The following is a 23,903-nucleotide window of genomic DNA, read 5'->3' on the forward strand; positions in this document are numbered from 1 at the left end:
CACAACCTCTGTTTCGATCGCTTCGCTCACAGCCCCGCCGCCTTCCATTCGTCCAGCATCTGCTGCTGCTGTTCATGAAGGTGCCGGGGCATCTCCTCGAACACATCCTCGAACATGCTTTCCATCGGATGATGGAGACCGTGGCCAAGGATACCGTTCTTCTCCGCTTCGCGCGCGGCGTCGCGGACCAGTTCGGCCAGTTCCTTGTCCATCGCGGCGTGGCGATCCTCGTCCCATATGCCAAGCGTAATGCAATGGGCCTTCAACCGCGCAATCGGGTCGCCCAGCGGCCAGAGGCTGCCTTCCTCGGCAGAGCGATAGGCGGTCGGATCGTCCGACGTGCTATGCCCTTCGACGCGATAGGTGAAATGTTCGATCAGGGTCGGCCCGGCATTGGACCGCGCCCGGTCCGCGGCCCAGCGGGTCGCGGCGTAGACGGCGAGGATATCGTTGCCATCCACCCGCAGACCTGCGATGCCATAGCCCACGGCACGCGCGGCGAAGGTGGTTGCTTCCGCTCCAGCAAAACCTGAAAAGCTGCTGATAGCCCACTGATTATTGACGACATTCATGATGACAGGCGCACGATAGACGCTGGCGAAGGTGCAGGCGCTGTGGAAGTCGCCCTCCGCCGTCGACCCTTCGCCGCACCATGTCGCGGCGATGCGCGTGTCGCCGCGCGCCGCGCTCGCCATCGCCCAGCCCACCGCCTGGGGATATTGGGTGGTCAGGTTGCCGGAGATGGAGAAGAAGCCCGCCTCCCGCGCCGAATACATGATCGGCAGTTGGCGGCCCTTCAGCCGGTCGCCTGTGTTGGAATAAATCTGGTTCATCATGTCGACCAGCGGCCAGTCGCGCGCGAGCAATATGCCTTGCTGGCGATAGCTGGGGAAACACATGTCGTCGCGCGACAGGGCCAGCGCGGCGCCGATCGACACCGCCTCCTCGCCCGTCGATTTCATGTAGAAGCTGGTTTTGCCCTGCCGCTGTGCGCGGAACATGCGCGCGTCGAACGCGCGGGTCAGCGCCATGTAACGGAGCATCCGCAGCAGCGTTTCAGGCGGCAGCCTGGGGTTCCAGGCGCCAACCGCCGCGTCCTCCTCATTCAGCACGCGGATCAGGCCATAGGCCATGTCGCGCATGTCGCCGGGCTGCGCGGCCTCGTCGGGACGCGGCGCGGCATCAGCGGCCGGAATATCGAAATGGGTGAAGTCGGCGCTTTCGCCGGGCCGCGCGGGCGGCTCTGGCACATGCAGGCGCAGCGGCGGCAGATTGCGCCCTGCCTGCCCATCCATGCCGCCTGATCCGGTCGGATCGCTCATCCTGCCTCCTATGGTGCATTGCAATAATATTGCTTAAAGCAGATATTATATTTCAACGCCGCAAAAGGCAAGCCTTGCTGACCCAAATTTTCCGTTTCAACTGTCCAGTTCGCTGTCTCTTCAGACGGCGACCGGCGCGGAAATATGGGCTTGCGGCGCATAATCGAGGACGTCGAAATCTCCGATTCGATAATCGAAAATACTCGAAGGCCGCCGATTGATCCGTAATTTGGGTGTGCCGGACGGAATTCGGTTCATCTGCGCCTCCACCAGCGCCGCATGGTTCAGGTAAAGATGCACGTCACCGCCCTGCCAGACCACCTCGCCCGGCTCCAGATCGCACTGTTGCGCCAGCATCCGGGTGATCATCGACAGGCCGAAAATGTTGAAGGCGAAACCAAGCCCCAGGTCGCAACTGCGCTGGAACAGCAGGCCGTTCAGCTTTCCGTTCGATACCTGGAACTGATAGGTCATGTGACAGGGCGGCAGCGCCATCTGCGCCACTTCCGCCACATTCCAGCCGGTGAACAATAGGCGGCGCGAGCCGGGCGTCGTGCGGATCGCCTGCACCAGATCGGCGATCTGGTTATGTCCCTCGTCCGCCTTGCGATACAGCCCGTCGCCCGCCGGTTCGTAGCGCGGCCAGTTCACCCATTGCGCGCCATAGACCGGACCCAGATCGCCCCACTGCCGGGCGAAATCATCGTCGCCGACGATCCGCATTTCGAACGTGTCGCGGTCGATATCCTCGCCGGTCGCCCTGCGATAGGCGTCGAGCGGCCAGTCGGTCCAGATATGCACGCCCTGCCGCACCAGTTCGCGGATATTGGTGTCGCCGGTCAGAAACCACAACATCTCGCGCGCCGCGACCTTCCAATAGACCCGCTTGGTCGTCAACAGCGGCACCGCATCATTGGCCAGCGAGAATCGCATCGTCGCACCCAGGATCGAGCGGGTGCCGACCCCGGTGCGATCGACCCGTTCGTCGCCATGCCGCCAGATATGTCGCATCAGGTCCAGATATTGCTGCTCATAATGGGGCGAGGACGAAGAGAGCGTATCGGTCAAGGCGGGTTCCTGCGAATGGATCTGGCCTGACGCTCTAGCCCAGGATGACGGCCGCGCCAATCGGACCGAGATACGCAATCACCGTCCGAAAGGGTTCTTGTTCCGCTGCCCGCCGGATGGCGATCGCGGCATCCTGCACGCATGGAGGACGAACTGGCGATCGCGATTCTGGATGGCGCCTGGCGACCGCAACGCCTGCTGACGCTGCGGCAGGACTGGCATGGCTTGCTATATCATCTGCTGAGAGACGAAGGCAGTTGGGTCGCGCTGATCCAAAGACGCGGCATCCACGCATCGCCCATGCCCTGCTGGCATGATGTCGCCCTGACGCGAACCATCGCGCGCAGCCTGCGTCCGCTGGAGATGATGCTGGCCGACCATGTCATCCATGCGGGCGAAACCCGCTTCAGCTTCCGCGCGGCCGGGCTTCTATAACCACCGCTATGGGGACTGCAAAAAAAGCGTCATTGCCCGCTTGCCAGTCCGGAAAGCCCCCTCTATAGGCCCACTCCTGCCTTACGGGGCCGCCCACAAAGCGGTTTCGGCATCGGTCGGGGAATAGCTCAGCCTGGTAGAGCACTGTCTTCGGGAGGCAGGGGCCGGAGGTTCGAATCCTCTTTCCCCGACCACATTTTCATAGTCAGATATGACGATATATCAGCGGGATGGCATAGCCTTCTCCGCCGATTGGTCGTGCCTGTGCGGCTTTTGGCAACGAGTATTTTTCGACAGATGACATCTGTCGAAAGCATAGCCCGCCTTCTTGCGCATTCGTAAAAGATGTTTGACCCCGTCGGTCCGGACGGCGATGATCCACCTTATCAAGCCGATACGGCCGCAAACCGTGATCCACATATAATCCGACCCGCGTCCTGCGGGCATAGTCAGGCGGGAGACAAGCCTTGCACAGACGCGATTTTCTGGCCTTTGGGGCCGCGGGCGTAGGAGGACTCGTCCTCCCCTCGATGTTCGGCAAGGTGATTGCCGCCGAGGAACTGAACAGCGCCATCGACGTGGCGGTGAAGAAGGCGCTGGCCGACGCCGCGATGAACGCGGCCAAGAGCGCGGGCGCATCCTATTGCGACGTGCGGGTCGGTCGCTATCTGCGCCAGTTCGTCATCACCCGCGAGCGCAACGTCGAAAATGTGGTGAACACCGAATCGACCGGCGTGGGCATCCGCGTAATCGCCAACGGCGCCTGGGGCTTTGCCGCCACCAACGAGATGACCAAGGAAGCCGTCGCCAAGGCCGCGGGCCAAGCCGTCGCCATCGCCAAGGCCAATGCGCCGGGCCAGAGCGCGCCGGTCCAGCTCGCCCCGGTGACGGGCGTGGGCGAGGTCAGCTGGCGCACGCCGATCGTCAAGAACAGCATGACCGTGCCGATCAAGGACAAGGTCGATCTGCTGATGGGCGTGAATGCCGCGGCGCTGGACGCCGGAGCCAGCTTCATCCGTTCCATCCTGTTCCTGGTGAACGAGCAGAAATATTTCGCCAGCACCGACGGCAGCTATATCGACCAGGACGTGCATCGCATCTGGGCGCCGATGGAAGTCACCGCGGTCGACAAGGCGAGCGGCAAGTTCCGCGTGCGCGAAGGCCTGTCGGCGCCGATGGGGCTGGGCTATGAATATCTGGACGGCGCGGCCAGCGGCAAGACCGTGCTGCCCAATGGCGTCACCGTCTATGGCCAGTCCTATGACATGAAGGAAGACGCCGTCGCCGCCGCCAAGCAGGCGATGGCAAAGATCAAGGCGCCTTCGGTCAAGCCCGGCAAATATGATCTGGTGCTCGACCCGTCGCATACCTGGCTGACGATCCACGAATCGGTCGGCCATCCGCTCGAACTCGACCGCGTGCTCGGTTACGAAGCCAATTATGCCGGCACCAGCTTCGCCACGATGGACAAGCTCAAGGCCAATTTCCACTATGGCAGCGACAAGGTGAACATCGTCGCCGACAAGACCCAGCCGGGCAGCCTGGGCGCCGTTTCCTATGACGACGAAGGCGTGAAGACCAAGAAGTGGGATCTGATCCGCGACGGCAAGCTGGTCGGATACCAGGCGGTCCGCGACCAGGCCCATATCGAGGGCAAGGCCGCGTCGGACGGCTGCGCCTATGCCGACAGCTGGTCCAACGTCCAGTTCCAGCGCATGGCCAACGTGTCGCTGGAGCCGGGCAAGGCCAAGCTAAGCGTCGCCGACATGATTTCCAATGTCGAGGACGGCATCTACATCATCGGCGACGGCAGCTTTTCGATCGACCAGCAACGCTATAACGCCCAGTTCGGCGGCCAGCTTTTCTACGAGATCAAGCAGGGCAAGATCACCCAGCAGATCGAGGATGTCGCCTACCAGATCCGCACGCCCGAATTCTGGAACGGGTGCGCCGGGGTGTGCGACGCCAGCGACTATCGCCTGGGCGGCTCCTTCTTCGACGGCAAGGGCCAGCCGGCACAGGTTTCGGCCGTGTCGCACGGGTCGTCGACCGCGCGCTTCAACGGCATCAACGTCATCAACACCGCCCGTTCGCTCGGCTGATCGGTTAGGGAGACAAAGATATGAGCATCCTTTCCGAAGCGCAGGCCAAGACGATCCTGACCAAGGTCGTGGGCTTTTCCAAGGCGGACGAATGCACCGCCCAACTGATCGGCGCGATCCGCGGCAATGTTCGCTTCGCGCGCAATGACGTGTCCACCGCGGGCATCACCGACAATATCGAACTGTCCGTGCAGGTCGCGTTCGGCAAGCGCGTCGGCACCGCGACGATCAACCAGTTCGACGACGCCGCGCTGGAGCGCGTGGTGCGCCGCGCCGAGGAGCTGGCCAAGCTGGCCCCGGAAAATCCGGAATTCATGCCGGCGCTGCCCAAGCAGACCTATATGAAGACCGATACGTTCAGCGCATCGACGGCGGGTATCGACGCGGCCTATCGCGCCAAGGTAGCGACCGATTCGATCGGCCCCTGCCGCGCCGAGAAGCTGATCGCGGCAGGCTATCTGGAGGATCAGGCGGGCTTCGTCGCCTTCCTGAACAGCAAGGGCAATTACGGATACCAGACGTCGACCAGTTCCGACTATACCTGCACCGTCCGCACCGAGGATGGGCGCGGGTCCGGCTGGGTCGGGCATAATGTGCAGGACGTCGCCACCTTCAACGCGGGCGAGGATATTCGCGTCGCCATGCGCAAGGCGAGCGCGTCGGCCGAGGCCAAGGCATTGGAACCGGGCAAATATACCGTGATCCTGGAACCGGCGGCGGCGGGCGGGCTGGTCGCCTTCATGATGTTCTTCTTCGACGCGCGATCGGCCGATGAAGGCCGCAGCTTCCTGTCGAAAAAGGGCGGCGGCAACAAGCTGGGCGAGCAGGTCTATGGCCCGCAGGTCACGATGTTCACCGACCCCGCCTATCCCGGCGCGGCGGTGCTGCCCTGGGACGATGGCGACAACCTGCCGCGCAAGAAGCTGCCGATCATCCAGAACGGCAAGCTGGTGAACATGAATTATAGCCGTTTCTGGTCGCAGAAACAGGGCAAGCCGGAACAGGCGCAGTTCGGCAACGTCATCATGGAAGGCGGCACCAAGTCGACCGCCGACCTGATCCGCACCACCGAACGCGGCATATTGGTGTCGCGCACCTGGTATATCCGCATGGTCGATCCGCAGACGGTGCTGCTAACCGGCCTGACCCGCGACGGCACTTTCTACATCGAAAATGGCCAGATCAAATATCCGGTGAAGAATTTCCGCTTCAACGAAAGCCCCGTCATCATGCTCAACAATGTCGAGGAGTTCGGCAAGCCGGTGCGGGTGAAGAGCGACGAATCGGACATGGTCATGGTGATCCCGCCGATGAAGCTGCGCGACTTCACGTTCACCTCGCTGTCGGACGCGGTGTGAGGTCGACGCCCAAGGCATGACGCGCAGCGACTTTCTCCGGTTGATGGCGGGCGGTCTGGCCAGCGGGTTGCTGGCCCGGCCGTTCGCCGCCGCCGCGGCAGCCGGGGGGTATGATTTCTGGTTCACGCGGTTGCGCTACGATTCGGGCGACTGGGACGTCGATCAGCGAACGCCGTCGAACGTCGTCACATCGCTGATCGACTATACGACGCTGCGCGTAGACCCGAAGGAGCATGTGGTGGCCCTGTCGGACCCCAAGATGCTGACCGCGCCCTTCTGCTACATGGCGGGGCACAAGCTGGTCGAATTTTCCGCGGCCGAACGCCGCAATTTCGAACGCTATGTCCGCAATGGCGGCTTCGTGATGGTCGACGATTGCAACCATGACATAGACGGCCTGTTCGCCCGCTCGTTCGAGGCGCAAATGGCGAAGATTTTCGGGCCGAAGGCGTTGAAGACGCTGCCCAAGAGCCATGGCCTCTATCGCAGCTTCTTCAAATTCGATGATGGGCCGCCCAATACCGGGCTGGAACTCAATGGCTGGGGCGACGATCTGGTCCACGACTATCTGAAAGGGATAGAGGTGAACGGCCGGCTGGGCGTTCTGTACAGCAACAAGGATTATGGCTGCGAATGGGATTATGACTGGCGCAACAAACGCTTCCTGGCCGAGGACAATACGAAGTTCGCGGTCAATATCGTGATGTATGCGCTGTCGGTGTGACAGCCCCCGTCCCCGTTCCCGCCATCCGTCCATCAAGGGACATGACATGACCGAAATTACCGAAGCCGAAATCCAGGCCCGTCTTGCGCGATTGACCCAATTGCGCGCGGCGATCGGGCAGGCGATCGTCGGTCAGGCCGATGTGGTGGAGCAATTGCTGATCGGCCTGCTGGCGGGCGGCCATTGCCTGCTGGAAGGCGTGCCGGGGCTGGGCAAGACGCTGCTCGTCCGGTCGCTGGGCGACGCGTTGAAGCTCGATTTCCGCCGCGTCCAGTTCACCCCCGACCTGATGCCCAGCGACATATTGGGCACCGAATTGCTGGAGGAGGATCATGGCACCGGCCATCGCAGCTTCCGCTTCCAGCAAGGCCCGGTGTTCACCAACCTGCTGCTGGCCGACGAACTCAACCGCACCCCGCCCAAGACGCAGGCGGCGCTGCTGGAGGCGATGCAGGAAAAGACGGTCAGCTATGGCGGCGTGACGCATAAGCTGCCCGCCCCCTTCTTCGTGCTGGCGACGCAGAATCCGCTGGAGCAGGCGGGCACCTACCCCCTGCCCGAAGCCCAACTCGATCGCTTTCTGCTCCATGTCCGGGTCGATTACCCGACAGAGGAGGAAGAACGCGCGATCCTGGCCCAGACCACGGGGGCCAAAGCCGGCGTCGTGCCGATGGTGATGGAGGGCGAGGAGGTGCTGGCGCTCCAGCGGCTGGTGCGCGACGTGCATTTCAGCGACGAGTTGCTCCATTGGGTGACGCGGATCGTACGGGCGAGCCGCCCCGGCGACGGCGCACCGGAAGATATCCGCAAATATGTGAAATGGGGCGCAGGGCCGCGCGCAGGCCAGTCGCTGATCCTGTGCGCCAAGGCGCGCGCGCTGCTGCATGGCCGCCTGGCCGCCACGCGCGAGGATATCGCCGCGCTGGCCGCCCCGGTGATGCGCCATCGCCTGCTGCTGTCCTTCGCCGCCGAGGCCGAAGGACGCAGCGCCGATGATGTGGTCGCCGCCCTGATCCGCGCCGTTCCGCTCGCCTGAACCTTCTCTGCCAATGGTCGACCTCATCCCTCCTGACGTGCGCAGTCGCCTTCGCGGCCTGCGGCTCATCACGCGCCGGGCCGTAGGATCGCATGGACTGGGCCTTCACCAGAGCCACAGCCGGGGGGCGGGTCTGGAATTCGCTCAATATCGCGCTTACGAACCGGGCGACGAGCTGCGCCAGATCGACTGGAAACTCTACGCCCGGTCGGACAAATTCTTCGTGCGCGAGGCTGAGCGCGAAAGCCCGGTCGCGGTGTGGATTTTGATCGATGCCAGCGCCTCGATGGGCCAGGCCGACGCCGCGCGTCCTGACTATTGCCGTCTCGACGCGGCCAAAAGCATCACCGCCGCCATCGCCGAACTGGCGATGAAACAGGGCGACCGTTTCGGCTTCATCGCGCTGGGCGACGATGGGCTGGCATTGCTGCCGCCCGCGACCGGCGCGCGCCAGCGCGACCGGCTGCTGCTCGACCTGCTGACCGTCCATCCCGCGCGCGGCTTCGCGGCGGACGCCCAAATGGGACCGCTGTGGGAGCGGATCGGCGCGCATGACCTGGTCATCCTGCTGAGCGACTGTTTCGATAACGGCGCGGTGGCGCTGACGGAGAAACTGGCGGCGGCCGGGCGCGAGACGCTGGTGATCGAGATGCTGACCGTCGCCGAACGGGATTTCCCCTTCGACGGCGGCTATCGCTTTCGCGATCCTGAGACTGGCGAGGAATATCTGGGGGACGGCGCGGCATTGCGGGCCGGATTCATCGCCCGCTTCGGGGAAGCCCGCGCCGCGCTGCACGCCCGGCTGGACGGTGCGGGCATCCGCCATGCCGCGCATGTGCTGGACGAACCGATCGACCTGCCGCTGCGCCGCCTCTTTTCCGCCCATGGCGCGGCGGACTATGCATGAGCATGGGATTGCTCTTCCCGGCGGCGCTGGCTGCACTTTTGGCGCTGGTCGTGCCGCTGGTCATCCATATCGCGCGCAAGAGCGAGCAACGGCCGACCGATTTCGCCGCGCTGCGCTGGCTGCGGCAGAAGCCGAAGCCGCGCTCCCGGCTGCGCTTCGACGAATGGCCCTTGTTGCTGGCAAGGATGGCGTTGCTGGCGCTGGCGGCATTGTGGCTGGCGCAACCGATCCTGTTCGGCGCGGCCGATCGCAGCCCCTATGTCGCCGTGGTGCCGGGAGCGCAATTTAACGCCGCGACGTTCGGGGATAGCCGCCTCCACTGGATCGCGCCGGGCTTCCCGGCGATCGACGCGCCCCGGCCGGCCGGGCCGCTGCCGATCGCCAGTTTGATACGGCAGATCGACGCGGAATTGCCGAGTGGAACGCCACTCACCATCATCACGCCCACTGTCATCGACGGCGCGGACGCCGATCGCTTGCGCCTGTCGCGCAAGGTGACATGGCGGATCACGGGCGGGGCCATGGCGGCATCGGAGGCCAAGATTGCATCGCCGCCGCCGCTGTCCGTTCGCACCGATGCCGATCATCGCGGTCGGCTGCGCTACCTCCGCGCCGCCGCATTGGCATGGCAACCAGCCGGACGGGAGGCGGATATCGACACCGCTGCCATCGATGCGCCGCTGCCAGATCGGCGACGGATATTGGTCTGGTTTGCAGGCGGCACCTTACCAGACGACGTCCTGCGCTGGCTGAACGAAGGCGGCACGGTGCTGACGGCGAGCGACGCACGCTTGCCCGATGGTCGCCCTGCCCTGCCCGCCTGGCGCGACGATCTCGGCGCAACGCTGGCAGAGGCGCTGCCGATGGGCAAGGGACGCCTGCTGCATTTCACGCGCGCGATGATACCGGCGCAGATGCCCATCTTGCTGGACGCGGATTTCCCGGTTCAGTTGCGCGCGTTATTGGCCCCAGCAGCGCCGCCTGCGCGAGTCGCCTCCGCCGAGTATGCGCCGTTGACGGGTGGACGCAGCTATGACCAGCCGCCGCAATCTTTGCGACCCTGGATGGCCCTGCTGATCGCGCTGTCGCTGCTGGCCGAGCGCTGGATGGCGACGCGCCGCAGCCGGAGCATCGCGCCATGACCGCGCTGCTCGCGCGTTGGATCGCGCCCGCACGCTGGCGGGCATTGGCCGATACGTGGGCGCTGGCGTTGCCGTTACTGGTCGCTGCCGGCGCCGTCGGCTGGCGCTTGGGGGGACCGGCCTTCGCCCTGTTGCTGGTCGCGATCGGCAGCGCCATTGCATTTTTCATCGCGCGTCGGCGCGCCGCCCGCTTCGATCGCGCCTGGCTGGTCCGCAACCTCGACAATAATCGCCCGGAACTGGAGGACAGCAGCGCGCTGCTGTTCGCCCAACATGCCCCGCTTGCGCCGTTGCAGGTGCTTCAGCGCGATCGCATCGCGGCGCGGATCGATCATGGCACGCCGGAGGATCTGAGGCCCGACTGGTCGCGCCGGTCGCTGCTGGCGTTCAGTCTCGTGGCCGTAGCGGTGGTCGTCGTCGCCCTGCTGTGGCCGCGTCCCGGCGAAGGACCGTCAACCCTGGCCCCCGCGCTGGAAGGCCTGCCCGCCCGGCCCGGCATCCCGCGCCTGATCGCGCAAAATCTGCGCATCATCCCACCCGCTTATACCGGCGTGCCGGTGCGCGATTCCGCCTCGCTTGATGCGCGCGCGCCGCAGGGGTCGCGGCTGGAATGGACGCTGCGGTTCGATCCGCAACCAAGCGCTCCCCGTCTCGCGATGCTTGCTGGCCAGACGCTGGCCCTGCACCGCGACGGCGAGACATGGATCGCCAGCCGGACGCTCGACGCGTCCTTCCTCTATCGCGTCGATCCAGCCGACGCGCGCGGCCCGCGCCCGCCGCTGCACCGGATCGACGCCATCGCCGACGCCCCGCCCCAGGTGAAGGCGCTGTCGCCGACCGCCAGCCTGTCCATGATCACGCCCGGCCAGCGCAGTTGGACCCCGGTTTTTGCTGCGACCGACGATTATGGCGTCGCCGCGACCGCCCGGCTGCGCGTGACGCTGGCCATCGGCGAGGGCGAAAATGTGACCTTCAGCGAACGGGAAATCGCGGTGCCGGGCAGCGGCCCGGCGCGCGATCGCCGTTTTGCGCCGCGGCTCGATTTTGCAAGCTTCGGCTTTGCGGCAGGCGGCGACATGGTGGTGCAGTTGATCGTGCGCGACAACCGCGCGCCCGTGCCGCAAGAGGTTCACGGCCCCAGTCTGATCCTGCGCTGGCCATCGGCCAGACAGCCCGAAAGCGGCGGTATGGAGGGCATGGTGAACACCACCCTGCCCGCCTATTTCCGCAGCCAGCGGCAGATCATCATCGATGCCGAAGCGCTCATCAAGCAAAAGCGCGCGCTGGCGCCGGACCGCTATATGACGCGATCGGCGTCGATCGGCGGCGACCAGCAAATATTGCGCGGCCGCTACAGCCAGTTCCTGGGTGGCGAGGAGGAAGGCGAACCGGAATTGCCGACTGCGGACGGGCATCAGGAAGGCGACGGCCACGATCATGGCGGGCCGCCCAAGCAATCCAGCGCCGGCTTCGGCGCGCCGGAGGATGTGCTGGGCGATTTCGGGCATCCGCACGACGATAGCCCCGCCTCCAGCCTCGATCCCGAAACTCGCGCGATCCTGAAACAGGCGGTCGACGAAATGTGGCAATCCGAACGGGAATTGCACCAGGGCCGCCCCGACCTGGCCCTGCCCTTCGCTTACAAGGCGCTGCGCTTTATCAAGGAAGTGCAACAGGCGACGCGTATCTTCCTGTCGCGAGTCGGCCCTGAACTGCCGCCTATCGATGCGACCCGGCGCATGACCGGGAAGCGGGAGGGGCTGGCTAACCGTACGCTGGCCGTCGCTCCTGTCGAGCGAAGCGACGGCCCCACCGCCGCCGCATGGCGTGCGTTGGGAGACGGGCCGGATGCCATTCGCGGGCCAATCGCGTTGGGCGCATTGCAGGATTGGACGCGGGTCAATGCCGGGCGGTTGCCCGATGCGCTGGCGCTGATGGGCGCGATCGACGCGGTGCGCAGCGATCCGGCCTGCACGGCCTGCCGCGCCCGATTGCGCGCGCAACTCTGGACAGCGATGGAGCGTCCGCTCGCACGACCGGCCCGCCGTCGCCCTTCAGATGCGGCTGGCGCACGCTATCTGGGCGCTATCGAGGGAACGCCATGACAATAAAGTGGGCGGTGGCGCTGACCCTGGGGCTTGCGACGCTCCTTGCCTTGGTCCGGCTGTCATTATGGCATCGCCGCGCGCGGAAGAGGGGCGAGGCTTCGCCTGTCCGACTGGCATTACTGATGCTGCTCCAGCCGGTGGTGTCGACGCTGCTCTATTGCGCTTTGTTCCCGCCGATGGAGGGGGGCGGCGCGACCGACCTGCGGATCGCCACAGCCAGAACCTCGCGCCTTGCCACCACTGCCGATGGCTCCCCACTCATCCTGCTACCCGAAGCATCTGCGATGGCCGGCGGTGAAGCGACGCCCGATCTTGCCACCGCATTCCGGCGACATCCCGGCGTCAGAACGATCACCGTGCTGGGCGACGGCCTTGGCCAGCGCGATATCGATGCTGCGCAGCAGGTGGCGGTGCGGTTCGATCCGCCGCCGCTCCGGCCAGGCATACTCAATCTGACGCCGCCTCCAACCGTGGCGGCCGGCGGCCGGTTTGTCGTGGGCGGAACGCTGACCCGGTTGAGCGGCGCAACGATCGAACTGATCGATCCGGCGGGCCGCGTCACCGACAGCATTGCGGCCGAACGGGATGGGCATTTCCTGTTGGCCGGAACTGCTCGGGCGGCGGGAGCCGTCAGCTTCACGCTGCGCGTGCGCAAGGACAAGCGCGTGATCGAGCAGGCCGACGTCCCGGTCTGGGTAACGGATAGCGCCCCCCCCCGATTATTGATCTTGGCAGGCGCGCCGGGGCCGGAGGTCAAATATCTGCGACGCTGGGCGAGCGACGCAGGATTCGACGTGACGACGCAGATGAGCGCGGGGGCCGGGATCGCCCTTGGCGACGCGCCGGTAGCGCTGGATGCAGCCGGATTGCGCCGGTTCGACGTGGCGATCGTCGACGATCGCGCATGGACGGGACTGCGCGGCCCGCTGATCGCCGCCGTGCGCGGCGGCATGGGGCTGGTGCTGCGCGCGGGCGGTGCAATCGACGGCCCGACGCGGTCGCAATGGCAGGCCTTGGGCTTTGGCCTGACCGGTCCGGGCGGGGTGGCGCCTCTGGCCTTGCCAAAGGCGTCCGAGGAAGCGCTTGCCCGCACCCGTCATGGCATCGGCAGCGACGAATCGCCGGTAGACATGGCCCTGCCCGAAGACTTGGCCCCCGATGTTAGCCGCCTGGGTCTGGCGCCCGGCGGCGGCGAAGCCGTGCCGGTGCTGCGGGATGAAGGCGGCGCAACGCTGGGTATGTGGCGGGCGATCGGCATGGGGCGAGTCGCGCTGTTCACCGGTGTCGACAGCTATGCCCTGACCCTGACCGGCCGCCGCGATCTCTATGGCGACTGGTGGAGTGCCCTTCTGACGTCGGTCGCGCGGCCTGCGCCCTCCAGCCGCATGATCCCCGGCGTCGTGTGGGCGGGCGAACGGATGGCGCTGTGCGATATTGGCGACGACGGACAAGTAGAATATGCCGACGGCGCGCGGACCAAGTTGGTTCCGGTGGCGGGGTGCGGCGCTTTCTGGCCCGCAAAAGCCGGCTGGCATAGCCTGCGCGTGAAGGATGGACTTCGCCTATTCCATGTTCAACCCCGCGACGCTTTGCCCATAATGCGCGCCGCACGCGATCGGCAGGCGATGGCCATGTTGTCAACTGCCACGCCGGATGCGTCAGCAGCAGCGATGACGGCCGGCACGCCCGGATCGGCCTGGCCCTTCTGGCTCACATGGCTGGCGACGAGCGCGCTGCTATGGTGGCTGGAGCGATCCGGCATCGGTCGCCGCAAAGGTGGTTCGTCTATGTCCGCAGAGACATGAACGCCCCAATCAGTCGGCCATGTAGAAGTCGCGCAGCGCCCGCGCATCGTGCAGGGCGTTGTGCGGCACGCGGCTGTTGGCGGCGGCGCTGAAGCCGGCAGCGTTGATCAGTTCCAGCCGCAGCCCGAAGTCCACGCCCGCCATCCTGCCCGGCCCGGTCACCAGCAGCGCGCAGAAATGGGACAGATCCTCCGGCCAGTCGGCGATGATGATCGGATCACTGTCCCCTTCCAAATAGGCGGCGACATGATCGGCCGCTTCCACCCGGCCCAGTTGCAGGTCGATGCCGGGCGGGACATGGCGCAAATAAGGAATGACATGCTTTTCCACCCAGGGTTCGATTTCCTCTGGCAGCGGCAGAGTGACGTAGAATTCCTGGTCGCCATGTTCGGGAACCAGCGCGACGCTGATCAGCGTGCCGCCAAAGCCGTTGAATTCGGTGTCGAGGAAATACCGCATGGAAAGAAAACTGCCTGCCTGTGAGATGGCGTCGAAGGGGGGACGCAGGATTGCAGGTGCCTGTAGCATTTGCGTGACGGATGCCAAGCTGCCATGCGCATCGCGCGTGGCGCCGATGGGACGAATGGCGTGCGGCAGATGGAAGGAAGCGATCATGATCCCGCGGGAATATCTGGATTCGGCGCAGGTGCCGGGCGGGCAGGAATTGAAGCTCTATCGGCGCGGCGCCGATCATATGATCGTGCTCGACCGCAACGAGTTGATGAGCAGCCGGATGAGTGGATCGGAAAAGCAACTGGCGCTGATGACGATCGAACGATTGCAGGGGCGCAAGGCGCCGCATCTGCTGGTTGGTGGCTATGGCATGGGTTTCACCCTGCGCGCGGCCCTGGGCGTGCTCGACGGATCGGCGCGCGTGACCGTGGCCGAACTGGTGCCCAAGATCATCGAATGGGCGCGCGGACCGATGGCCGATCTGATGGCCGGATGCCTGGACGATCCTCGCGTTGAGTTGCTGATCGAGGATGTCGTGCCGGTGATCGCGGCGGGCCAGGGGAACTATGACGCGATCCTGCTGGATGTCGACAATGGCCCGGATGGACTGACCGCTGCGGCGAATGATCGGCTCTATTCGACCAGCGGGCTGGCGGTAGCCAAGGCGGCGCTGAAACCCGGCGGGATATTGGCGGTGTGGTCGGCGGGATCGGACGATCCCTTCACCCGCCGCCTGCGCAATGCAGGCTTCGAAGTGGACGAAGTCGCGGTCAAGGCGCGCGACAATGGAAAAGGGCCGCGCCACGTCATCTGGTTCGCGCGGAAGCGGTGATTTTTTTGAACTGGGTTCCCGCCTTCGCGGGAACCCATATTGTTATACACATTCAATGGAAATCGCGTGATCGCGGCAATATCCGCACATCCCTGGGATGTCTGCGCGGCGATGGGGCGGCGCGCGCATGGACGGGATGAGTCACCTCATCTCCGCGCATCATCGGCTGTTCCTGCAACCAGTCCAGCGCCTGGCTGGCGTCGGTAACGCGATCGACCATCAGATGGACGACATTTTCCTTGCTGCGCTGGACTTCGCCTTCGATCAGCATCAGCCGCGCCGCCATAACCGCGCGCCGCTGTTTCTCCATCTCACGCGCCCATAGCAAGGCGTTGACGATGCCGCTTTCATCCTCGATCGTGATGAAGACCGCATTGCCTTTGCCCGGCCGCTGGCGGATCAGGACCACGCCAGCCACCTTCACTTTCGCGCCGTCTTTGGCGGCATTGACCGATGCGCAGTCGATGGCACCGCGTCGGGCGAAATGGGCGCGCAGAAACTGCATCGGATGGCCCTTCAACGACAAACGATGGGTCTGATAATCGATCGCGACTTCTTCGGCCAACGGCATGGCCGGCAGCATCGGATCGGCTTCCCGTCCGAGTTCGGGCAGATCCTGCGTAGCGAAAAGCGGCAGTTGGGCCGGCGGCACGCGGCGCGCGTCCCACCCCGCCTCGCGCCTGCTTCGGCCGATCGATTGGAGCGCGTCGGCGTCCGCCAGCAGATGCAGCGCGCGCGCGGGCACCCCGGCGCGGCGGGCGATATCCTCCATGTCACGCAGGGCGCTTTCCTGCCGCGCCGCGATCAGCGCCTTGGCCCATTCCTCGCGGAATCCATCAATCTGCTTGAGGCCGAGGCGCAGGATGCGCTCCCCTTCCAGGCTGCTATACCAGTCGCTCGCCTGCACATCGATCGGTCGCACCTCCACGCCATGTTGCCGCGCGTCGCGGACCAGTTGCGCGGGCGCGTAGAAGCCCATCGGCTGGCTGTTGAGCAAGGCACAGGTGAAGACCGCGGGATAATGGCATTTCAGCCAGGAGGAGACATAGGCGAGCCAGCCGAACGCCTGAGCATGGCTTTCGGGAAAGCCATATTCACCGAAGCCCTTAATCTGTTCAAAACAGCGTTCGGCGAAATCGAGCGGATAGCCGCGCGCCGTCATGCCACCAATGAACTTGTCCTGCCAATAGCCCATCGTCCCGCGATTGCGGAAGGTGGCCATGGATCGACGCAGACCGTCCGCATCTTCCGGCGTGAATTTGGCGGCCACGATCGCCAGCCGCATCGCCTGTTCCTGAAACAGCGGAACACCAAGCGTCTTTTCCAGCACGTCCTTCAATTCGTCGGGATTGTCTGGTGGCCCCGGATAGTCCGGCGTTTCTTCCTTGTTGCGCCGTCGAAGATAGGGATGGACCATACCACCCTGGATCGGGCCGGGCCGCACGATCGCGACCTGGATGACGAGGTCGTACAACTTCTTGGGCTTCATGCGGGGCAGCATGGAAATCTGGGCGCGGCTTTCAACCTGGAAGGTGCCGATGCTGTCGCCCTTTTGCAGCATGGCGTAGGTTTCCGGGTCTTCGCGCGACACCGTTTCCAGCTTCAGGTCGTCCAGGCCATGCAGGCGCATCAGGTCGAAACTCTTGCGGATCGCGGTCAACATGCCGAGCGCCAGCACATCGACCTTCATCAGTTTCAGCGTTTCCAGGTCATCCTTGTCCCATTCGATGAAGGTGCGATCGGGCATGGCGGCATTGTGAACCGGTACCAGTTCGTCGAGCCGCCCCTGGCTCAGGACGAAGCCGCCGACATGCTGCGACAAATGCCGGGGAAATTCGAGCAGGCTGCTCGCCATGTCGCGCAGCCGGGCGAGTTCGGGATTGGCGGGATCGAAGCCGGCTTGGGTCAGCCGGGCTTCGGGCACTTCCTGATCTCCGCTCCAACTGCCCCAGACGGTGCCGGACAGGCGCGCCGTCACATCCTCGGTCAGGCCCAGCGCCTTGCCGACTTCGCGTAGCGCGCTGCGCTGGCGGTAACGGATAACGGTCGCGGCGATGCCCGCTCGCTCGCGCGTATAACGGCGGTAGATATATTGCATCACCTCCTCGCGCCGCTCATGTTCGAAATCCACGTCGATATCGGGCGGCTCGTCCCGCGCCTCGGTCAGAAAGCGGGAGAAAAGCAGCTTCTGTTCCACCGGGTCGATCGGCGTGACGCCCAGCAGAAAGCAGACTAGCGAATTGGCCGCTGACCCGCGCCCCTGACACAGGATCGGTGGATCAAGGCTGCGGGCATAGGCGACAATGTCGTGGACGGTCAGGAAATAATAAGCGTAGTTTTTGAAACGGATCAGACGGAACTCGTCATTCAGTACGTTCCGATAGGCGGGCGGCAATCCGTCGGGGAAGCGCGCCTTCGCATTTTCCTCAACCAGATGTTCGAGCCAGTCCTGCGGCGCCCAGCCTTCCGGCACCGGCTCATGCGGATATTCATAGACCAACTGGTCTAGATTAAAGTCGATGCAGCCCAACAAATCCTGCGTCGCGGCGATCGCCTGCGGGCAGGCGACGAACAGGCGCGCCATTTCTGCGGGGGCTTTCAGGTGGCGTTCCGCATTGGGGGCAAGGCGGCGGCCGGCGGTCTGGATCGTCAGCCCTTCGCGGATACAGGTCAGCACATCCTGCATCTGTCGATCCTCCGCTCCCGCATAAAGCGCATCATTAGTAGCGATCAACGGCACGCCGCATTGCGCCGCGAGCGCCTGCCGCCGGGCCAGCATCCGCGCATCACGCCCGGCTCGCCCCATAGTCGCGGCGAGCCAGAGATGCGGGCTGAGCGCCCGCAATTGCGCCAGCAGCGCCGCGTCGTCATCCATCGCGATCAACGCCATGTCCTGCGCATGATCGATCAGGTCCGATAAGCTGAGTTCGCACGCGCCCTTGATCGTGCGGCGATTCCCCTCGGTCAGCAGCCGGGTCAGCCGGCCCCAGCCGAAGCGCGTGCGCGGATAGGCGATGATGTCGGGCGTGCCGTCGGCAAAGACCAGCCGCGCACCGACGATCAGGCGCATGGTGACGCCCAGCGGCTTTAGATCCTTGAGCGCCTGATGCGCGCGCACTACGCCCGCCACCGTATTGCGATCGGCAATGCCGATGCCGGTCATGCCCAGATGCGCAGCCTGCTGCACCATCTTCTGGGGATGGGATGCCCCGCGCAGAAAACTGAAATTGGTGGCGGCCACCACTTCTGCAAAGTCGCTCATGCGAACAGGCCGTGCAGATACCAGACAATGTCGGTTTCCTCGCCGAACAGGCCATGGCGGAACATCCAGTAACGGCGTCCGTCGCTATCCTCGATCCGGTAATAGTCGCGCGTCTTGCCTGCGCCACCCGGCTGATGCCCATCTCGTCTGCGCCACCATTCCGCCGCGATCCGCTCCGGCCCTTCGGCGAGCCGCACTTCATGCAAGCGGTCGCGCCAGCGGAAGCGCTGGGGTGGGCCATCGGGCACGCCGGCGATCACCGCCACCGGCTGGGGCGGGTCGAACAGCAGCAGCGGTCGGGGCGGGCGATCCTGCGCTGTCGGCCAAGGCTGCTGCCGGGACTGCGTCGCAGGGATCAGCCGTTGCGCCCCTTCGGGCAGATGCCTGTCGCAGGGCTGGAGGCGGCGGACATTGTCCGGGCCGAGGCGGATGCCCAGGCGATCGACCAGCGCGACGATGCCGTCCTCCGCCACCTGTGCTTCCCCGTCCATAGCCTGTTGCCGTTCGGCCAGAGGATCCACGCGCGGCACCGCCAGCAACATGGCGTCGAAGCCAAAGCCGGGGTCGAGCGGATCGGCCATCGTGTCGATCCGTTCCCGCAGCAAGCGCAGCACGACGGCGGGATCGCGCACCGGCTGTCCGGTTTCGATCGCCAGCCCCTGTCGCGCGCCATCGCTGCGCAACAAACGGATGACGAACCGTCGCCCGCCCAGCTTGCGCGCCTCCATCTGCCGCGCGGCCTGATTCAGCAAATCCTCGATCACGTCCATGACATCCTCGGTCCGGGCGATCGGTTCGGGAAAGCGCGCCTCGGCGCGGATCGGAGCCGATGGACGGCGCGGCGCGATCGGGCTGGGCGCTTCGCCCAATATCTGGCGCAGCCGGGTGACCGCCTGCTCGCCGAAGCGGGCGGCGATCATGCCCATGGGCCGCTGGGACAGGTCGCCGATGCTACGCAGGCCGGCCCGGCGAAGGGCGGCCAGTGCGCCATCGTCCAGTTCGAGCGCCGCGACCGGCAACGCGGCTACATCGCCGCCGCCATGCCGGGCCAACGCACGGGCCGCCATGGCGTTGGGACCAAAGGCATGGCGGCTGGCATAGCCAGCCATCGCCCGCGCCTGTTGCGCAAGCGCCTTGGGACCGCCGAACAGATGGCCGCAACCGCTGATGTCGAGGATGAGGCCATCCGGCGCATCCAGCGCCACCATGGGGGTAAAGTGCCGCATCGCCTCCAGAAGGCGATCGAGCGCCTGCGCATCGGCGACGGGATCGGCCGGGCGCGTGACGAGCGTCGGGCAACGCGCCCGCGCATCGGCCAGCGTCATGCCCGTCGTCAGTCCCTGTTTGACCGCCAACATGTCCACCGCCGCCAATCGCAGCGCATTGCCGACCCGCGCCACCAGCGCGAGGGGTTCGGGTGCGCCGGCTTCAGGCGACCTGTCGCTGATCGGCTCCATCGTCGCCTGCATCCGTTCGCAGGCGAGAAAAGGGAACCACAGCGCCAGGCAAAGGCGCTCGTCCGTCTGCATCCCTGAAACATCCACCTTCACTATCCCATGTCAGCCGCCAGCGTCCGCCCGCCGGACCGCCACGACAGCGGAGCAATTGGGCCTCAATCGCCGGGCATCCGGGAGCGTTCGCCTCCAGCGCTACGGAGGGCGCGCTTTTGATAGTCCAGCGGGTCTGCGCGCCACTCGATCGCGGTTCGGCATCGCTCCGCAGCAATATTATGCAGGCTCCGGAGCCTTCCGCCGCCAACACCAGACGGCGGCTGGCGGTCAGGTCATAGTCGGCGAACCGCCCCTCGCTCTCCATCAGCACTCCCGCCACGCCCGGACAGCGCGCCGCTTCCAGCCCGGCGCGCAGCATATCCACCTCAGTCCTTGTCTCTACGATCGTCAGGCGGCCGGGCTGGATACCCAGCAACGCCAGTCCGTCACCCGAAAACAGCGTTGGCAGGCGCTGGCGACGCGGTGTACGCAGGGCAAAGATCGCGCCTGCCCCGGCCAGTGGGCCTTGCGTCAGGGCAAAGGCCAAGGCGGCCGCCCGGTCCTCAGCCTGGCTGTGAATTTCATGCAGATGTCCCCGCTCAAGCGCCCGGCAGGACGCTTGCACTTCTGACGCATGCCGCCCTGCCGGACGCGCGCTGCTGATGGGACCATGGGCTGTCATATCTAGAATCACTCACTATGTTCTTCTTATGTTCTATATGTGCGCGTTCGTCCAGCATCGAAAGAATGCGAGGGAAGGACAATGTCTTATCTATCCGACAATGATAGATAGATTGCATCATTTTGAAACAAAATGAAATTATCGTAATATTACCAAATATGTAGTAATATTGTGAAATTATCGTTTCTCAAAAGACACATTGCCTGAAAAGCCGCTGTTTAACAAAATCACAATATTGACGACTTGCGTCACGACAAGGCACATCCCTTCCATCAACTCGATGCAGACACGATAAAAACTGCACGGGTCGCCTATACCGCATCGAAGGGATCATATCATGACATCGGCTGAATTTTGCAGGCGCCTCCTGGCGTCGACGGTCCTGCTCGGCCTGTCGAACCCGGCCCTTGCCCAGAGCGGCGCACCGGAAGGCAGCGCCGCGCCCGCCGAGACGATCGTCGTGACCGGATCGCGTATCGCCCGCCCTGACCTGCAGCAGGCATCGCCCATCGCGGTCATCGGCAGCCAGGAACTCAAGCTGAGCGGCAAGATCAATGTCGAGGCGATCATCAACGATCTGCCGCAACTGATCCCCAGCACGACCGCCGCATCCAACAACCCAGGTGGTGGCGTATCGACGGCCGACCTCCGCGGCCTGGGTTCCACTCGCACGCTCGTACTGGTCAATGGCCGCCGCTATGTTTCCTATGACTCTAACCAGGTCGTCGACCTCAATACCATCCCCGCCGGCCTGATCGATCAGGTTCAGGTCGTCACCGGGGGCCGGTCGGCGATCTATGGGTCCGATGCCATCGCTGGCGTCATCAACTTCGTCATGAAGCAGAATTTCGAAGGTGTGGAAGCCAATGCCAATTACCGCATCAACCAGGCGGGCGATGACGGCACATTCAACACCAACCTGTTGCTGGGCGGGAATTTCGCCGATGGGCGCGGAAATGCGACCTTCTACATCGACTATACCAAGCGCGACGGCGTGTTGCAGGCAGGGCGCAGCTATACCAAGCAGGCCTATACCGACGATGGCGACGGCGGCCTGGCGGCGGGCGGTTCCGGCTCCATCCCCGGCACCCGTTTCGCGATCGGCGGCGTGCAGCGCAAGTTTGAGAGCGACGGCAGCTATTCGGCCTATACCTCCAGCACCGACGCCTATAATTATGCGCCGGACAATTATCTGCAGGTGCCCCAGAAGCGCATCCTGCTGAGCACACAGACCCACTACGAGGTCAGCGACCACCTGACCGTTTATGCCGAAGGGCAGTTCATCAACAACCGGGTCAAGAACCGGCTGGCCTCCACCCCCTTCACCGGCACGGTGGAACTGGACAATGACAGCAGTTTCCTGTCCACCTCTTCGCAGGCGCTGCTTCAGGGGCTGGACAGTGATGGCGACGGCTACACCACCGCGTCCATCTATCGCCGCATGAACGAAGTCGGGCCGCGCATCTCGTCGGTCGACAATACCGCCTATCGCACTGTCATCGGTGCACAGGGGGCGATTGCCGACCACTGGAATTATGACGGCTATTACAGCTATGCCCGCACCAAGTCGGTGGAAACCCAGACCGGCAACGTGTCGCGCAGCCGGGTCGAGCAAGCGCTGGCGACCACCTATGACAGCGACGGCAACCTGGTCTGTTCCGACACCAGCAACGGCTGCGTCCCGCTCAACATTTTTGGCGCGGGCAACATCAGCGACGCGGCGGCGGCATTCATCTCTATCCCGGCGAAAAATGTCAGCACCATCACTGAACAGGTCGCCAACTTGTCGATCACCAACGGCAATCTGTTCGACCTGGGTGCTGGCCCGACCGGAATCGCGATCGGCGCGGAATATCGCAGCGAACATGGCAGCTATGATCCCGACTATGCGCTTGCATCGGGCGACGTCGTCGGCTTCAACGCGGGCGAGGGCCTGTCGGGAGGCTATAATGTGAAGGAGTTGTTCGCCGAAATCGACGTGCCGCTGCTGGCAGACATGCCGCTGGTCCACAAGCTGGAGTTCAACGGCGCCTATCGCTTTTCGCGCTATTCCACCGCCGCCAAGTCGGTCAGCACCTATTCAGCGGGCCTGGTTTATGCGCCGATCCAGGACATCACGCTGCGCGGCCAATATAGCCGGGCGGTGCGCGCGCCCACTGTCGCGGATCTCTATTCTGGCCAGTCGGAGGATTATCCGACCGCGAACGACCCGTGCGAAAACGCGGCTGCACTGACTAACGCCAACCTGACGTCAAGCTGCGTTGCCGCTGGTGTGCCATCCACGCTGCTGGGCACCTCGCTCAATGGCGGCAGCACGCAGATCCAGTCCTATAGCGGTGGCAATAGCGGCCTGGGCGTGGAGACGTCGGACACCTGGACCGGGGGCGTGATCCTGCAACCGCGCCTTCTGCCACGCTTCACGATGACGGTCGACTATTACCAGATCAAGATCGCCGACTATATCTCCACGCCCGGCACCGCCAACCTGATCGCGGCCTGCTATGGCACGGCGGCCAATGGCTGGACGCCCTATGACAGCAGCGCCTGTTCGCTGCTGCCGCGCAACGCCAACAGCTATGCGATCGAGGGGGCGCAAAACCTGCTGGCCAATACCGGCGGGCTCAAGACGCGGGGCGTCGATTTCGAGGCGCGCTACAGCGTGCCGCTCAATTTCGGAATATTGGGCGCAAAGACAGGCAAGCTGGATTTCCGCATTTCCGGCACGCGGCTGATCCAATATGATCTCAATCCGCTGGCGGCGATCCCCGAACTGACGCAGAAATGCGCAGGCAAATTCGGCATCTATTGCGGCAACCCCTATTCCAAGCTGCGCCTAAGCAACCGCGTCACATACAGCAGCGGTCCGCTGACCCTGTCGCTGACCCACCGCCACCTGTCGAGCGTCAAGGATGACGACGATACGACCCAATATAGCGTTGAGAAGATCAAGGCCTATAATTTGTTCGATCTGGGCGCGCAGATAGAAGTGACGAAGAATTTCGGCTGGACCATCGGCATGAACAATATCTTCAACAAGAAGCCGCCAATCCTGGGCGACAACCAGGAACAGTCGAACACCTATCCTTCGACCTATGACGTTTATGGCCGTGCCTTCTTCGTCAATGCGTCGGTGAAGTTCTGATTGGACGGACGGCCTTTCAAGTCGGCGTAGAAAGC

Annotated in this window: 17 protein-coding genes and 1 tRNA gene; 12 read left to right on the top strand and 6 right to left on the bottom strand. The window is 64.4% G+C overall.

Features of this window, described 5'->3' with window-relative positions:
• Positions 1-26 precede the first annotated feature (26 nt).
• Positions 27-1,322 (bottom strand): 3-methyl-2-oxobutanoate dehydrogenase (2-methylpropanoyl-transferring) subunit alpha, encoded by a 1,296-nt coding sequence (locus tag V473_RS07890; protein WP_066602323.1) that lies wholly within the window; start codon positions 1,320-1,322, stop codon positions 27-29.
• Positions 1,323-1,442: 120 nt separating this feature from the next.
• Positions 1,443-2,390: a thymidylate synthase gene (thyA, locus tag V473_RS07895; RefSeq protein ID WP_082679009.1), complete on the bottom strand. Its 948-nt coding sequence runs from the start codon at positions 2,388-2,390 to the stop codon at positions 1,443-1,445.
• 141 nt (positions 2,391-2,531) lie between these two features.
• Here thyA and V473_RS07900 point away from each other — a divergent pair, with 141 nt between their 5' ends.
• From V473_RS07900 to V473_RS07945, 10 genes are all read left to right on the top strand, one after another.
• Positions 2,532-2,825, top strand: coding sequence for a JAB domain-containing protein (locus V473_RS07900; protein WP_066602326.1), 294 nt, complete (start codon positions 2,532-2,534; stop codon positions 2,823-2,825).
• 117 nt (positions 2,826-2,942) lie between these two features.
• Positions 2,943-3,019: transfer RNA gene (locus V473_RS07905), tRNA-Pro, on the top strand.
• 273 nt (positions 3,020-3,292) lie between these two features.
• On the top strand, positions 3,293-4,927 hold the full coding sequence (locus V473_RS07910) for a TldD/PmbA family protein (protein ID WP_066602330.1): 1,635 nt from the start codon (positions 3,293-3,295) through the stop codon (positions 4,925-4,927).
• Between the two features lie 20 nt (positions 4,928-4,947).
• Positions 4,948-6,285 (top strand): TldD/PmbA family protein, encoded by a 1,338-nt coding sequence (locus V473_RS07915; protein ID WP_066602333.1) that lies wholly within the window; start codon positions 4,948-4,950, stop codon positions 6,283-6,285.
• A gap of 16 nt (positions 6,286-6,301) precedes the next feature.
• A complete protein-coding gene (locus tag V473_RS07920) occupies positions 6,302-7,009 on the top strand; it encodes a DUF4159 domain-containing protein (protein ID WP_066602335.1) in 708 nt (235 codons plus the stop codon).
• Between the two features lie 46 nt (positions 7,010-7,055).
• Positions 7,056-8,045: an AAA family ATPase gene (locus V473_RS07925; RefSeq protein ID WP_066602336.1), complete on the top strand. Its 990-nt coding sequence runs from the start codon at positions 7,056-7,058 to the stop codon at positions 8,043-8,045.
• A gap of 13 nt (positions 8,046-8,058) precedes the next feature.
• Positions 8,059-8,952: a DUF58 domain-containing protein gene (locus V473_RS07930; protein ID WP_066602338.1), complete on the top strand. Its 894-nt coding sequence runs from the start codon at positions 8,059-8,061 to the stop codon at positions 8,950-8,952.
• A complete protein-coding gene (locus tag V473_RS07935) occupies positions 8,949-10,094 on the top strand; it encodes a BatA domain-containing protein (RefSeq protein WP_066602340.1) in 1,146 nt (381 codons plus the stop codon). The genes V473_RS07930 and V473_RS07935 overlap by 4 nt, the downstream gene beginning before the upstream one ends.
• The gene (locus V473_RS07940; protein WP_066602343.1) at positions 10,091-12,199 is read left to right on the top strand and encodes a DUF4175 family protein; all 2,109 of its coding nucleotides are present in this window, start codon (positions 10,091-10,093) and stop codon (positions 12,197-12,199) included. The genes V473_RS07935 and V473_RS07940 overlap by 4 nt, the downstream gene beginning before the upstream one ends.
• Positions 12,196-14,007: a hypothetical protein gene (locus V473_RS07945; protein ID WP_066602346.1), complete on the top strand. Its 1,812-nt coding sequence runs from the start codon at positions 12,196-12,198 to the stop codon at positions 14,005-14,007. Before V473_RS07940 ends, V473_RS07945 begins: the two co-directional genes overlap by 4 nt.
• Before the next feature lie 9 nt (positions 14,008-14,016).
• Here the strand turns inward: V473_RS07945 and V473_RS07950 are convergent, their stop codons facing one another.
• Complete coding sequence (locus V473_RS07950) at positions 14,017-14,466, bottom strand: hypothetical protein (protein ID WP_066605314.1); 450 nt, start codon at positions 14,464-14,466, stop codon at positions 14,017-14,019.
• Between the two features lie 154 nt (positions 14,467-14,620).
• On the opposite strand from V473_RS07950, the gene V473_RS07955 reads away from it, so the two are divergent.
• Entirely contained in the window at positions 14,621-15,292 is a 672-nt protein-coding gene (locus tag V473_RS07955) for a spermidine synthase (RefSeq protein ID WP_066605318.1), read from the top strand.
• A gap of 52 nt (positions 15,293-15,344) precedes the next feature.
• On the opposite strand, the gene V473_RS07960 is transcribed toward V473_RS07955, so the two are convergent.
• The 3 genes from V473_RS07960 to V473_RS22825 are packed head-to-tail and all read right to left on the bottom strand — an operon-like array spanning position 15,345 to position 20,726.
• Positions 15,345-18,554 carry an error-prone DNA polymerase gene (locus V473_RS07960; protein WP_066602349.1) on the bottom strand — a complete coding sequence of 1,070 codons (3,210 nt, stop codon included), beginning with the start codon at positions 18,552-18,554 and terminating at the stop codon, positions 15,345-15,347.
• Positions 18,551-20,083, bottom strand: coding sequence for a Y-family DNA polymerase (locus V473_RS07965; RefSeq protein ID WP_066602351.1), 1,533 nt, complete (start codon positions 20,081-20,083; stop codon positions 18,551-18,553). The genes V473_RS07960 and V473_RS07965 overlap by 4 nt, the downstream gene beginning before the upstream one ends.
• A complete protein-coding gene (locus V473_RS22825) occupies positions 19,983-20,726 on the bottom strand; it encodes an ImuA family protein (protein WP_148648342.1) in 744 nt (247 codons plus the stop codon). Before V473_RS22825 ends, V473_RS07965 begins: the two co-directional genes overlap by 101 nt.
• Positions 20,727-21,063: 337 nt before the next feature.
• Here V473_RS22825 and V473_RS07970 point away from each other — a divergent pair, with 337 nt between their 5' ends.
• A complete protein-coding gene (locus V473_RS07970; protein ID WP_066602352.1) occupies positions 21,064-23,868 on the top strand; it encodes a TonB-dependent receptor in 2,805 nt (934 codons plus the stop codon).
• Positions 23,869-23,903: the final 35 nt, after the last annotated feature.

This window comes from Sphingobium cupriresistens LL01, from assembly GCF_001046645.1.
Classification (GTDB): Bacteria; Pseudomonadota; Alphaproteobacteria; order Sphingomonadales; family Sphingomonadaceae; genus Sphingobium; species Sphingobium cupriresistens.